15 protein-coding genes and 3 pseudogenes are annotated in these 13,220 nt (G+C 39.4%); 12 read left to right on the top strand and 6 right to left on the bottom strand.

Features of this window, described 5'->3' with window-relative positions:
• Window positions 1-35: 35 nt before the first annotated feature.
• Window positions 36-619, bottom strand: a pseudogene (locus tag MKP09_RS19695) (adenylate kinase).
• 312 nt (window positions 620-931) lie between these two features.
• Here MKP09_RS19695 and msrB point away from each other — a divergent pair.
• The 8 genes from msrB to lysS all read left to right on the top strand — a co-directional run bounded on the left by msrB (window position 932) and on the right by lysS (window position 5,221).
• On the top strand, window positions 932-1,330 hold the full coding sequence (gene msrB, locus MKP09_RS19690; RefSeq protein ID WP_240831993.1) for a peptide-methionine (R)-S-oxide reductase MsrB: 399 nt from the start codon (window positions 932-934) through the stop codon (window positions 1,328-1,330).
• 108 nt (window positions 1,331-1,438) lie between these two features.
• Complete coding sequence (locus MKP09_RS19685; RefSeq protein ID WP_240831992.1) at window positions 1,439-1,807, top strand: hypothetical protein; 369 nt, start codon at window positions 1,439-1,441, stop codon at window positions 1,805-1,807.
• Window positions 1,744-2,316, top strand: coding sequence for a Gfo/Idh/MocA family protein (locus MKP09_RS19680; protein WP_240831991.1), 573 nt, complete (start codon window positions 1,744-1,746; stop codon window positions 2,314-2,316). Before MKP09_RS19685 ends, MKP09_RS19680 begins: the two co-directional genes overlap by 64 nt.
• Before the next feature lie 5 nt (window positions 2,317-2,321).
• Window positions 2,322-2,762 (top strand): hypothetical protein, encoded by a 441-nt coding sequence (locus MKP09_RS19675; RefSeq protein WP_240831990.1) that lies wholly within the window; start codon window positions 2,322-2,324, stop codon window positions 2,760-2,762.
• Between the two features lie 107 nt (window positions 2,763-2,869).
• Window positions 2,870-3,229: a hypothetical protein gene (locus tag MKP09_RS19670; protein ID WP_240831989.1), complete on the top strand. Its 360-nt coding sequence runs from the start codon at window positions 2,870-2,872 to the stop codon at window positions 3,227-3,229.
• A complete protein-coding gene (locus MKP09_RS19665; RefSeq protein WP_240831988.1) occupies window positions 3,213-3,452 on the top strand; it encodes a hypothetical protein in 240 nt (79 codons plus the stop codon). The genes MKP09_RS19670 and MKP09_RS19665 overlap by 17 nt, the downstream gene beginning before the upstream one ends.
• Window positions 3,453-3,698: 246 nt before the next feature.
• Window positions 3,699-4,436 (top strand): OB-fold nucleic acid binding domain-containing protein, encoded by a 738-nt coding sequence (locus MKP09_RS19660; protein ID WP_240831987.1) that lies wholly within the window; start codon window positions 3,699-3,701, stop codon window positions 4,434-4,436.
• Entirely contained in the window at window positions 4,331-5,221 is an 891-nt protein-coding gene (gene lysS, locus MKP09_RS19655) for a lysine--tRNA ligase (RefSeq protein WP_240831986.1), read from the top strand. The genes MKP09_RS19660 and lysS overlap by 106 nt, the downstream gene beginning before the upstream one ends.
• Window positions 5,222-5,348: 127 nt before the next feature.
• Here the strand turns inward: lysS and MKP09_RS19650 are convergent, their stop codons facing one another.
• The 3 genes from MKP09_RS19650 to MKP09_RS19640 all read right to left on the bottom strand — a co-directional run bounded on the left by MKP09_RS19650 (window position 5,349) and on the right by MKP09_RS19640 (window position 7,278).
• Entirely contained in the window at window positions 5,349-5,825 is a 477-nt protein-coding gene (locus MKP09_RS19650; RefSeq protein ID WP_394801108.1) for a heparinase II/III family protein, read from the bottom strand.
• A gap of 62 nt (window positions 5,826-5,887) precedes the next feature.
• Window positions 5,888-6,994: a hypothetical protein gene (locus tag MKP09_RS19645; protein WP_240831985.1), complete on the bottom strand. Its 1,107-nt coding sequence runs from the start codon at window positions 6,992-6,994 to the stop codon at window positions 5,888-5,890.
• Window positions 6,995-7,029: 35 nt separating this feature from the next.
• Window positions 7,030-7,278 (bottom strand): hypothetical protein, encoded by a 249-nt coding sequence (locus tag MKP09_RS19640; RefSeq protein ID WP_240831984.1) that lies wholly within the window; start codon window positions 7,276-7,278, stop codon window positions 7,030-7,032.
• 169 nt (window positions 7,279-7,447) lie between these two features.
• Between MKP09_RS19640 and MKP09_RS19635 the strand changes: the two genes are divergently transcribed.
• The 3 genes from MKP09_RS19635 to MKP09_RS19625 are packed head-to-tail and all read left to right on the top strand — an operon-like array spanning window position 7,448 to window position 9,685.
• Complete coding sequence (locus MKP09_RS19635) at window positions 7,448-8,554, top strand: alpha-L-fucosidase (RefSeq protein ID WP_240831983.1); 1,107 nt, start codon at window positions 7,448-7,450, stop codon at window positions 8,552-8,554.
• Window positions 8,443-9,504 carry an FN3 associated domain-containing protein gene (locus tag MKP09_RS19630; RefSeq protein WP_240833337.1) on the top strand — a complete coding sequence of 354 codons (1,062 nt, stop codon included), beginning with the start codon at window positions 8,443-8,445 and terminating at the stop codon, window positions 9,502-9,504. Before MKP09_RS19635 ends, MKP09_RS19630 begins: the two co-directional genes overlap by 112 nt.
• The gene (locus tag MKP09_RS19625) at window positions 9,428-9,685 is read left to right on the top strand and encodes a discoidin domain-containing protein (protein ID WP_317235458.1); all 258 of its coding nucleotides are present in this window, start codon (window positions 9,428-9,430) and stop codon (window positions 9,683-9,685) included. The genes MKP09_RS19630 and MKP09_RS19625 overlap by 77 nt, the downstream gene beginning before the upstream one ends.
• A 128-nt stretch (window positions 9,686-9,813) precedes the next feature.
• On the opposite strand, the gene MKP09_RS19620 is transcribed toward MKP09_RS19625, so the two are convergent.
• Window positions 9,814-11,043 (bottom strand): glycoside hydrolase family 88 protein, encoded by a 1,230-nt coding sequence (locus tag MKP09_RS19620; RefSeq protein WP_240831981.1) that lies wholly within the window; start codon window positions 11,041-11,043, stop codon window positions 9,814-9,816.
• Window positions 11,044-11,456: 413 nt separating this feature from the next.
• Here MKP09_RS19620 and MKP09_RS19615 point away from each other — a divergent pair.
• A pseudogene (locus MKP09_RS19615) lies at window positions 11,457-12,340 on the top strand (dienelactone hydrolase family protein).
• A gap of 61 nt (window positions 12,341-12,401) precedes the next feature.
• Here MKP09_RS19615 and asnS read toward each other — a convergent pair.
• Window positions 12,402-13,199: pseudogene (gene asnS, locus MKP09_RS28700) on the bottom strand (asparagine--tRNA ligase); the annotation flags it as partial.
• Window positions 13,200-13,220 lie beyond the last annotated feature (21 nt).

Here is a 13,220-nt window from a genome sequence, read left to right as displayed (position 1 = left end):
ATGCCAGCTCTTTTTTATTCTTCTTAACCCAATAATTATTTATTGCTATTATATTCATCAATCGCCTGAGTGAGGCCGTTAAAGATATCGTCAATAGAGCCTTCGCCGGGAATGGCCTTAAACTTATCGTCTTCTTTATAATGTTGTGCAACAGGTTCCGTATCGTTAGAATAAACCTGAAATCTTTTCCTGATCACTTCTTCGCTTGTGTCATCTGATCGGCCGGAAGTTTTTCCTCGCTCCAATAACCTTCTAACCAATTCTTCCTCGTTTACCTGTAAAGCCAATACAAGATTTATCTGCGTTTTTTTCAATTCGAGCAATTTATCAAGCGCCTTAGCCTGATTTATGGTGCGTGGAAAACCATCAAATAAAAACCCATTTGCATCAGCATTTTTTCCAGGCAGTTATCAATAATGCCAATAACCACTTCGTCGGGCACCAGTTGTCCGGCATCCATAATTTTTTTTGCTTCTAAACCAAGCGGCGTTTTGTTGGCAATTTCATTTCTTAATAAATCGCCTGTCGAAAGATGTACTAATTTATATTTTTCAATAAGATTAGTTGCCTGTGTGCCCTTGCCGCTACCTGGAGGGCCAAATAAAACTAAATTAAACATTACGTAAATTGGTTTGATGTATATGAACAAATATAATATAGCAAAGCTAAACTTTGGGTTTTTACGTATATTTTGTTATAAAACGTGAAAACCTGCAATACCCGATTTGCAGCAGTCAACTTTTTGTATTCTTCAATTGTTTTATATATATGAAATACTCCTTATTAATATTATTTAGCATTTGTTGCCTGTTTCAACAATGCCAGTCGCAAACCTCATCTTCCTCAAAAAAGATTCTGCCAAAATGAAGCTAGAAAACAACCCGGTTTATTCCAGGACCGACACGTCGGATGTAAAACTTAGTAACGAAGAGTGGAAAAAATATTACCGGACAAGATGTATTATATAGCCCGGGAAAAAGGAACCGAAATGGCATGGAGCAGTAAGTACGAAAAATTTAAAGAGATCGGAACTTACTATTGTGCAGTTTGCGGAAACGCCTTATTTAAAAGCGATACAAAATTCGATAGCGGCTGTGGCTGGCCCAGCTTTTACGAGCCGCTTAGCAAAACCAGCATCATTTATCTGGAAGATAAAAGCCACGGGATGGTTCGTACAGAAGTGCAATGCGGCCGTTGCAACTCCCATCTCGGACACGTATTTAACGATGGCCCGCCGCCAACCGGCCTTCGCTATTGCATTAACGGTGTTGTGCTCGATTTTGAAAAAGCTAAGAAAGCCGAAAAGAAATATAAGGAAGATAAAAAATAGATCTTTTGAAACAAACATTAAAGGGCTTCAAGTTAGAGGCCCTTTAATGTTTGTAATCGATTGCATACTAGTTTGTTTTAGTATATTTGGAAAAACAAACTACTTCTCATGCAATCCAGAAAACGATTTCTTGCAAACGCATCAGCATTGGCTGTGGGCGGCTTTGCCCTTCAATCTTTTAATACAAAGAACTTTTCGCGTTTTGCTACTTCGGCAGCAGAAGAGATCAACGTTGGGGCTATTGGCATAAATGGAATGGGCTGGTCCAATACCATGTCCATACTTAAAATTCCCGGCGTACGGTTGGCAGCCCTTTGCGATGTTGATAAAAACGTGTTGGATAAGCGGCTGGCAGAACTAAAGAAAAAAATATTGATACATCAAAAATCAAAACATATAGCGATTATCGTGGTTTGTTGGATAATAAAGATGTGGATGCTGTCATCATTGGTACGCCCGATCATTGGCACGCGCTGATAATGATTCACGCCGTACAAGCCGGGAAAGATGTTTATGTAGAAAAGCCGGTTGGAAATTCTATCATGGAATGTCGCGCCATGGTAGCCGCGCAAGAAAAATATAACAAAGTGGTGCAGGCCGGGCAATGGCAACGCAGCCAGCAACACTTTAGAGATGCTATTGATTTTGTGCATAGCGGTCAACTAGGAAACATCAGAACGGTAAAAGTGTGGTGTTACCAGGGCTGGATGAAGCCCGGGCCCGTTGTTCCAAATAGTGCGCCTCCCGTCGGTGTAGATTATAAAATGTGGCTGGGGCCTGCTAAAACAAGGGAGTTTAACAGCAGCCGCTTTCATTTCACCTTTCGCTGGTTTTGGGATTATGCAGGCGGCTTAATGACCGATTGGGGAGTTCATTTGATGGATTACGCCATTTTTGGAATGAAAGCGCCTGTGCCAAAAACCGTTTCGGCTTTGGGTGGCAAATTTGCTTATCCCGATCTTTACAGGAAACTCCTGATACATTAGCTGCTTTGTATGAATTTGATAATTTCAACCTGATTTGGGATCATGCAATGGGCATTGACAATGGAAATTTTGGAAAAGACCATGGCATTGCTTTTATAGGAAATAATGCTACACTGGAATTGGACCGCGGAGGATGGGAGGTAATTGAAGAGAAAAATAGTGACAAAAAAATAAGCGTTGCGCGAAAAGCTCCGTCGGAAAACGGGTTGGACGCACATACTAAAAACTTTGTTGACGTTATAAAGTCCAGAAAAATGAGCGACCTTAACTGCCCGATACAAACAGGAGCACATATAGCCACCGTTTGTCAGATGGGTAATATTGCTTATCGAAGTGGAGAAAAAGTGGTTTGGGATAAAGCTGCGGAAAAGTTTACAGATAACAAATTAAATAAGGAATATATGATGGCGCCTTATCATAACGGGTATAGTTTGCCGAAAGTGTAAGCCAAAAGTGTCTCACAGAAAACACAGATTGACACAGAAGTTTAACAATCTGTGAACTTCTGCGTATTCTGTGAGAAATATCAACCTTTTCAACCAAAACACCTAATATGTTACGCATTTATGCACTGTTATCAATATGTATTCTCTTCTGTATAGGCGCTTTTGCCCAGGCTCCACATCAGGAGCGAGCCAATGATAAGGAAGTGAACGCCTTCGTTGAAAAGACTTACCCCAAATTGTGGAAGGAGTTGAAAAAAATAGAAAAGGAAGGCACGGCCGTAGAGTTCTTCACATCAATGAAAGGGCCGGGGCGGGCGGGCAAAGAAAAAATACAGCTTAACCAGTCTTATTTTAATCAACCACGGCCGGCATTTCCCGAAGACAGGTTAATCGTTGTGGTGTTGCATGAATATGGACATATATTGCATGCAAAAAAATGCAGGGAAAAAGGTGGAACGCAGTTTTGAAAATGCTGTTAATAACGAATACGAAGCGTTTAAATATTCGGTTGAGCAAGCCATTCTCCGTGCAAAAGCTGGTGACAAAGGTCCTTTGCAACAAGTATTAAAAAACCTTAAACAACGTAGCGAGGCTGGAAAAGATAAAACCAAGGACCCGCATATTCCGGCGATTAATAAGTTGATGAAAGAGGATGTGTGGAAAGAAGCGGAAGCGCTGTTAGAAAAATAAAAAAGTAACGAACAAACCGTTCGTTAAAAAAATCTTCATATCAGTATTTTTTGATTGATAATAATGCCTGCATCACGTTTTCTATTCTAAAAGTAGATAAAGTGTTTAACGCAATTTTCCATCTTTTGAATGCCGTACTTACTGTTTTGAATCCCGCCTATTACAGGCTGTTTATGTGTACTTGTTTCAAACTATCTTTGCACCTTCCCGAAGGGGTTCTTTGAACATTTTTGAAAACATGAATTAATGAGCGTACAACATTTATCAGAACAGGAGCAAATAAGAAGAGAAAAATTACAGAAAATAAAAGATACGGGTGTTGATCCGTATCCGGCGGCGGCGTATCCCGTTTCGCATTATTCGGCAGCTATTAAAAATAGTTTTTCCGAAGAAAATAAAGACGATTTCGCCAGCGTAAGTGTGGCCGGACGTATTATGAGCATTAACGATAAAGGAAAAGTTTTCTTTATAAAAATTCAAGACAAACAAGGCATTTTTCAATTGTATGTAAAGCGAGATGAGCTTTGCCCGGATGAGGATAAAAGCTTTTGGGATAACGTGGTTAAAAACGGGTTGGACCTTGGCGATTTTATTGGTGCAACAGGTTATGTATTTATCACCAAAACCGGCGAAACTTCTTTACATGCCCAAACGCTTACTTTATTATCAAAGTCGCTGAAACCCTTACCGGTTGTGAAAAGAGATGAAGAAGGAAATGTGTTTGATGAAGTTACCGATCCCGAATTCAAGTATCGCCAGCGTTATGTAGACTTAGTTATCAATCCATCGGTAAAAGAAACATTTGTTAAAAGAACAAAATTGATCAATTCCATTCGTGAGTTTTTGAACGAACGCGGTGCATTGAAGTTGATACGCCCGTGTTACAATCTATTCCGGGCGGTGCTGCGGCAAGGCCTTTTGTTACGCATCATAACGCATTGGATGTTCCTTTTTATTTACGCATCGCCAACGAACTTTACCTGAAACGCTTAATTGTAGGCGGTTTTGACTGGGTGTATGAGTTTAGCCGCAATTTCAGAAATGAAGGAATGGACCGTACACACAACCCGGAGTTTACCGTGCTTGAGTTTTATGTGGCCTACAAAGATTATTTCTGGATGATGGAAGCAACCGAGCAACTGCTGGAAAAAGCTGCTTTAGATGTGAACGGTACAACTAATGTGGCTATGGGCGAAAAAGAAATATCTTTCAAAGCGCCATTTGCAAGAGTTTCTATTTATGATGCTATTAAAGAACATACCGGATTTGATGTAAGTGAAATGGATGAAGAGGGCTTGAAAAATGTATGTAAAGAATTAGGCATTCATGTAGATAAAACAATGGGCAAAGGCAAATTGGTTGATGAAATTTTTGGAGAGAAATGTGAGCATCATTATATACAACCTACTTTTATTATTGATTACCCGGTAGAGATGAGTCCGCTTACGAAGAAGCATCGCAGCAAACCCGGACTGGTAGAGCGTTTCGAGCTAATGATTAATGGTAAAGAAATTGCAAATGCTTATAGCGAACTGAACGACCCCGTTGAGCAGCGCGAACGTTTTGAAGAACAGGCAAAGCTTTTAGAACGAGGCGATGAAGAAGCCATGTTTATTGATTATGATTTTCTGCGTGCTTTGGAATATGGTATGCCACCTACATCGGGCATTGGCTTTGGAATAGACAGGCTTTGCATGTTGCTCACCAATCAGCCTTCCATTCAGGATGTGTTGTTGTTTCCGCAAATGCGGCCAGAGAAACTGGATTAATATGAACAAGTTGTTTTATGTTTATAGAAACCGCCATGTCTTTTGACACGGCGGTTTCTTTTAAAAGGACATCTATGCGTTTCCCTTTCTTTCCAAAAAAGTCCTGCCTTTGACGGAATTTGTTTTTCTATTTGATAATAAACTGGTATTTATCCTTTAGTGCCTGCTTTTTTGCAACAAGAGAAAGCCTGTAAATTTCATTACCCCAAACGTTGGAAAGCCTTTTGTCTTCTAACGGAATAGTTTCTATCCTGGCTTCAAATACATTTTTATTATAAGCAAGCGTTACTTTTCGACCGTCTCTAATCAACTCAACTATTCCCGGTTTAGAAATATCGGGGTTGGCCCATGTTAAAAAATTAATGACAGACGGAGATATGATCTTACTTAATTCAAACTCATCTTCTATAACTAATCCTTTTGCCGATAAGGTATAAGTTCGCTGCCATATTTTTATAGCTGCGTCTTTTTTATATGCAGCGCTAATGCCTGCACTAAATCGGCTTTTAGACGCATTAAAACTTACATGTTGCGCTTTATACATTGAGCCGTCAGATTGAGCAACGCCGTTTATCAAAGGAAGATTATGATAATTGCTTTGCATCGTCCATATTGAATAGCGTTCGCTGCTAAACGTTTGTCTTGTGTAAGTTCCTACTCCGGCATCTATAAAAAAGGAATCGTATCTATATATAATGAGAAAGTACCCACATCATTATGGTTATGGCTTTCATTATTAAATCCTCCTTTACCAGCAAAAAAGTATTTACCGTTTTTGATATAACAAAACTCCGTTTGCGGATACCATGTATAATCAGCCGAAGGCAGAGATGGTTTTATACCCATCACTTCTTTATTGAATTTAAGACCTTGTAAGGTTCTAAACATATCTCCGCCACCGTATGATAATCCGTGGCCTCCCTGTTTTACCAGATAAGCACTAAAAGCCATCATTTCATTGCTGTTTACGGCTTTTCCATAGCGATAAATAAGTCCGGCATCGCCGCCGCCTTTTGCTGATGCATCCGCAAAATTTACGACCCAGCCATTTCCAACATAGCTGCGCGAAATATATTCGCCCATTTTTTTAATTAACGGCTTATCAAATATGGAAACTTTTCCACCTGTGATATCATATAATATTTGCAGGTAGTCGTATAGCTTACCGGCGGCATGTCCCCAATATGATGGTCCTTCTTCACAAGCGCCGTCTTCTTTTGTATAATTAATAAATTTATCCGTCGACCTCATGGTGCGATAAACAGCATTTGCCAACTTTTCTTTGTCTGTTTCCATAAGAGCAAATGCCTGAAGTACATTACTATTGCACCAGGGGTTCCAGTTGTTGATCATACGATTTTCATCTCCGCTAAAACCCATCCACCATAAATGATCAATGTTCATATAGGGTGTTAAAATACGGCGATCAATTTCATATTTTAAACGAGCTGCAATCAATGTATTTTCTTTGTCAAATTCATGATGCAAAAAATAATATATCCATGAAAATAAAGAACCGGCATTACCCGAAAGCAAATCAATGATTTGCTGGTTGTGATCCGGAAACGTTTTATTATTTAATTGCAGAGGTAGATGTGCCGAGGCAGACCAGGTCGTCATTTCACATGCAGCGTATATGCCATTTATTAACTGGTCTAAAAATCGGCCTTTTCCTTCAGCCATTTCTGCCAGGAACAGGTTGGTAATGGCTGTCATATTTTGACCATACGGCGCTTCCATTATTACTCTTGAGCCGCTTCGCGAATACTCCAAATAATCTGTTGCCTTAATAACCTGCCATTGGTAATCTAACTTTTTTCTCCTTCGCTGATAAGTGCATTCTTATACGTTCCCAAAAAATTTTCCCATCCTGCTCTGTCTTTATACTTTGGATAAGGCACCCATTCTTCAGGCGTTAATAGCAACGACTTAAGGTTTTGTTCATTTGTTATCTTATGTAAAATATTGCGTTGAACCGCTGTTTGCGCTATACAATCGTTGTTAAAAATGAATATCGCTAAAACGAAATATTGAGCAATTAGTTTTAAAGAAACCATCTTAAAATTTTTAGTTGCAATTAAGCCCTTAAAGATAATGCGTTATTACATTAACGCTTTCGAGAGGTTTACTTTTTATAACATTGAATACTCTATTTAAATCATTGAATATTCCATTTAAGGGGAACAATAAATACTTATTTTTATCTACTGAAAAATAGACTTTGCTATGTTTAGAAAATTTACGGTTCTGCTATGTGGTATGGTTATTACATGTGCAACAAACGCTCAAACAAAGGGGATTTTAACTCCCAAAAGCACTTATCCGGTTCTGCCCACGGATTCGAAAGAACAGATAATTATTAAGGCCGCACATGTAGTTCCAACCGCCAATCAATACGATGCGCTAAAGAACGAATACATTGCCTTTATACATTTTGGACCCAACACTTTTACAACAAAAGAATGGGGCAGCGGTATGGAAGATCCAAAGGTTTTTGATTTGAAAACTTTAGATACCGACCAATGGTGCCGTGTAATGAAAGATGCTGGTATGAAGATGGTAGTTTTTACCGCCAAGCATCACGACGGTTTTGTTTTATGGCAAAGCCGATACACAAAGCATGGCGTAATGAGTACAGGCTTTCAAGATGGCAAAGGAGATGTTGTAAAAGAGCTGGCCGCATCTTGTAAAAAATATGGATTGAAGTTGGGCATTTATTTATCGCCGGCTGATTTGTATCAAATAGAAAGCCCAGAAGGCTTATACGGAAACCTGAGCAAATACACGGAAAGAACCATTCCGCGTAAAGTTGCCGGAAGGCCCTTTGCTAATAAAACAACTTTTAAATTTAAGGTGGATGATTATAACGAGTATTTTTTAAACCAGTTGTTTGAACTGCTTACAGAATATGGCGAAATAAGTGAAGTATGGTTTGATGGCGCACATCCAAAAACAAAAGGCGGACAGAAATACAATTACATTGCATGGAAAAAACTGATTAGAACGCTAGCGCCAAAAGCGGTTATTTTTGGTAAGAACGATATTCGCTGGGCCGGAAACGAAGCCGGTGCCACGCGCAATACAGAATGGAATACGATTGCTTATCCTTTTAACCCGGATACGGCTAATTATTTCCCCGACTTGACCGGCAAATCGTTAGGAAGCCGCGAAGAACTTATGGACGCAAAGTTTATTCATTACCAACCGAAACCAATACTTCTATTCGAGCAGGTTGGTTTTACCGAAATGATACAGAACAAAACGTGCGCAGTGCCGATGATATTTTTGATATTTATGAAAGAAGCGTTGGCGGCAATTCTATCTTTCTTTTAAATATTCCACCCAACAGAAAAGGCCAGTTTTCTGACAGAGATATTAACGCTCTTTTAGAGGCAGGTAAACGCATCAAAGAAACTTATGGTAACAATCTTTTTAAAAACGCCAATGGAGAACAAAAGGTATTAGACAATAATATTGCAAGCTATAAACTTTTGGGGAAAGACGGCGGAGAGCTTATTATATCAACACCATCTGCCGTAACCATTAATCGTATTGTGTTGCAGGAAGCAATTAGCACACATTCTGAAAGAGTGGAAAAGCATGCCGTTGATGCCTGGATTGAGGGAAGTTGGAAAGAAATAGCGCAGGCCACAAACATAGGCTACAAAAGAATTTTACGTTTTCCTGAAGTAACGTCTGACAAGTTCAGAATTCGCGTTACCCAGGTTCGATACGCACCAGCTATTAGTAATGTAGCTGCATTTTATTACACCGCAAGGCCGCCACAACTACAGGTAACAACAGATGTAAACGGCTTGGTTTCTATTGGCATTAAAGAAGATGGTTTTAGCTGGCATTACTGGAAGTCGGGCGACAAGAGTATTGAAGCATATCTTAATTCCGGGGTGAAAATTTATTATACAACAGACGGAAGCAAACCGACTGAAAGTTCTTCGCTTTATACAAAACCCTTTGAAATGCATAAAGGCGAAGTGAAAGCCGTTGCCTTTACTAAAACGGATAAAGGAAGTATGGTTTCGGAAAAAATTGGCATTCCTAAATTAACCTGGAAGTTGATAGCAACAAGTACTGAATCGGAAAAAATAAAGCGGCGCTTGCTTTTGATGCTGACAACAATACTTTTTGGGCCAGTGATACAACAGGCAGCAACCAGTTTATTTCAATTGATTTGGGGAAAACTATACGCTGAAACAATTTGCTTACACGCCGCAAACATCCAACGCCAAAGGCATGATGGAAAAAGGAACGCTATACATGAGTGATGATGGACAAAGCTGGAAGCCTGTTTCGGATTTTGAATTTGGAAATCTTATAAATGACCCCACAAAGAGACAACACAACTTTGCAACGCCTGTTACGGCTCGTTATATAAAAATAGAATCGAAGGTGATTGCTGGCAATGGCAATTCTTTATCTATTGCCGAACTTGATTTTTTTGAATAAGAAGTTTCACACAAAGATCGCAACGAATACGAAGTAAACAACGTTGACTATTTGAAGTCCGACTTTGTTTCTTTATCTTCTTTTGTTTCCTTTGTGTGAAAAATTATTTTACAAGTTAGCACTCCATATTAAAAAAGCTTCTTACCATCAAGCAGCTTTTCATATCTTAACAACGCTTCTATAAAATAGTAATCAGCATAAACAAGCGGAACGTCAATTTCATTATTGTGAGGAATGGAACCAACGCTATGCATCAATATAAAATTTCCATTGTTTCCTGCCTTCGCCCGATAAGCAACACTTCCCAAACTGTGCAGCATTTTAACAGCAGCGTTTTTAAACTGTTTAGCTTCGTCGCCCGTTGTACAGGTGCTTAGCTCAAGTAACGCTGATGCAGTAATAGCCGCAGCAGATGCGTCCCGATACAAAACCGGTATGTTTGGAGCATTCGAATTTCCGCCAGGTATATATCCTTTTTGCCATGCATTAAAATCCCAAATAGGAATATAATCTGAAGGCAGATTTTTATTATTGATAAAATATTTCGCCAGTCCTTTAGCTGTTTTTAAAAAACGTGGATCTTTAGTCTCCCGATAAGTCATCGTAAACCCATAAATAGCCCACGCCTGACCGCGCGCCCAGGTTGAGTTATCTGCATAGCCCTGAGCAGCTTCGCGCGTTTCTACTTTACCCGAAACAGAGTCGTAACAAACGACGTGATAAGAACTATAATCCGGCCTGAAATGATTCTTCATTGTTGTTAAAGCGTGCGTAACGGCAACGTTGCGGTAGGTTGGATCTCCCGAAACTTTGGATGCAAAAAACAACATTTCCAGGTTCATCATATTATCTATGATCACAGGAAAATTATACGTTTTATCTCCGTGAAAAGATTTAAAACTATTCCATGATTTAATGCATCCTATTTTTGAATTAAAGCGGGTGCTTAACGCTTTAGCAGATCTTATAAGAATATTTTTGTAAGATTCATTATTTGTTAGTCTGTAAGCATTGCCATAACTGCAATACATCATAAAGCCAAGATCGTGATGGCCGGTAAATGTTTGAAGCGGTTCAAGCTTTTCCGTCCATTTTATAGCAGCATCTTTTAAGCTTTCGTATTTACTGAATTCATATCCATACCAAAGACTACCGGGAAAAAACCCTGGCGTCCAATCGTACATGCTTGTAGAAGTTAATTCACCTTTTGCGTTGGTGGTTCGGGGAAATTTGTTTGTCTGCAAACTTTTATCTGCAAGCATTCCATAAAGCTGGGTATTACAAAAAGCCAGGTTTTCTTTTACAAAATCTTTTTCCGATTGTGCCTGCACAATAATAAATGAACAAAGCACCAACATCAGAATTGATAAGATCTTTTTCGAGTAAGCATAATTAATTTTTAATTAGATAATAGCAAGCTTTATACAAGTTCCGAAGTTATTTTATTTTTTGTCCCGATCCCAACCCTTAGAAAAGTTTTCAAAATAACCTCTTTGTTTTTAATAATAAACCACATAGATACATAGTATTAAAATAAAGAAAGGAAACATAAAAGCACATACGTTCTCTTTGATTCAAAACGATGCTCCGCCTTTGGCGGAATCTATGCATTCTTAAAAGCGGATTAAGTGCTATATATCTATGTGGTTAAAATAGAGAAGCTATTTTGTCAATCTTATTTGCGATAACTCTTTTTATTTCTTTGATTAAACACGCTAAACAAAATTTCTTATTTTTTAAGTAAATTCATCATTCATTAAACCACACAATCATGTCAATAAAGAAAGAAGATATAAAACAAGAAGTGTTTGATCTGTATGATGATTATGCACATAACCGAATCGATCGTCGCAATTTTGTGCAGAAGCTTTCCCTGTACGCCGTTGGCGGATTAACGGTTTCTTCGTTAATGAGTTTTTTGATGCCCGATTATAAAGGCGGTGTTCAAATTCAGGCTAATGACCCCCGTATCAAATCAGAATATATCGAATACAAATCGCCAAAGGGCGGGGGCGTAATAAAAGCGCTGCGTTGCGAACCGGCAGATAATAAAGCAAAGCTGGGCGGCATTGTGGTGGTACACGAAAACCGTGGCTTAAATCCACATATTGAAGATGTGGCAAGGCGTGCGGCGCTTGCGGGTTTTGTTTCGTTGGCGCCAGATGCATTGTCTCCGTTAGGCGGCTATCCCGGAACTGATGATGCTGGTCGGGAATTGCAGGCCAAGCGCGATCGCAATGAAATGCTTGAAGATTTTATTGCTGCTTATAATTATTTAAAAGATGATAAAAGTTGTAATGGGAAAGTGGGTGTTGTTGGTTTTTGTTTTGGCGGCTGGATCGCAAATATGATGGCAGTTCGTATTCCTACTTTAAATGCTTCCGTTCCTTTTTATGGCGGACAACCGGCTTTGGAAGATGTTGTTAAGATAAATGCGCCTTTGCAAATTCATTATGCCGAGCTTGACACACGCGTAAATGAAGGCTGGCCGGCTTATGAAGCGGCACTAAAAGAACATCAAAAAAATATACGATGTACATGTATCCCAAAGCCAATCACGGTTTTCATAATGATACAACACCGCGTTATGACAAAGCAGCTGCAGAACTGGCGTGGAAGAGAACGATTGATTTTTTTAAAGAGAATTTGAAGTAAGAAACGCCACGAATGCACGAATAGTAATCAATTATTTATTCGTGCATTCGTGGCATCTCTTCTAAAACTCCGCGCTTTTCGGAGTTCTTGGAAAAGCAATTACGTCGCGGATATTTGTCATGCCTGTTACAAACTGAATCATTCTTTCAAAGCCCAAACCAAAGCCCGCATGCGGCACGGTTCCAAAGCGGCGCGTATCCACATACCACCACATTTCTTCCTGCGGAATATTCATGGCTTTCATTTTTTCCAGCAACACGTCTAATCTTTCTTCTCTTTGCGAGCCACCCACAATTTCGCCAATGCCCGGCGCTAAAATATCCATTGCCGCAACGGTTTTTCCGTCTTCGTTGAGGCGCATGTAAAAAGATTTTATTCCGGCCGGATAATCAGTAAGAATGACTGGTTTTTTAAAATGCTTTTCTACCAAATATCTTTCGTGTTCGCTTTGCAAATCCATTCCCCAACCTGTAATCGGGTATTGGAATTTCTTTTTCTTATTGTGATTGCTGTTCGCTAAAATGTCAATTGCTTCTGTATAAGTAAGTCGTTGAAATTCGTTATTTACCACAAATTCCAGCTTTTCGATCAATCCCATTTTGCTGCGCTTATCCTGTGGTAATTGTTTTTCTTCATCAGCTAAACGGGTTGCCAGAAAGTCCAGATCTTCCCGGTTATTTTCCAATACATATTTGATGATGTATTTGATAAATTCTTCCGCAAGATTGGCATTGTCTTCCAAATCATAAAAAGCCATTTCCGGCTCGATCATCCAAAACTCCGCCAGGTGGCGAGCGGTATTGCTATTTTCTGCCCTAAATGTGGGACCAAAAGTATAAATTTCGCCAAAAGCCGTTGCGCCTAATTCGCCTTCTAACTG

Origin of the sequence: Paraniabella ginsengisoli, assembly GCF_022513635.1 — a bacterium.
GTDB classification, from domain to species: Bacteria; Bacteroidota; Bacteroidia; order Chitinophagales; family Chitinophagaceae; genus Niabella; species Niabella ginsengisoli.
This window is presented reverse-complemented; position numbering and strand designations above follow the sequence as displayed.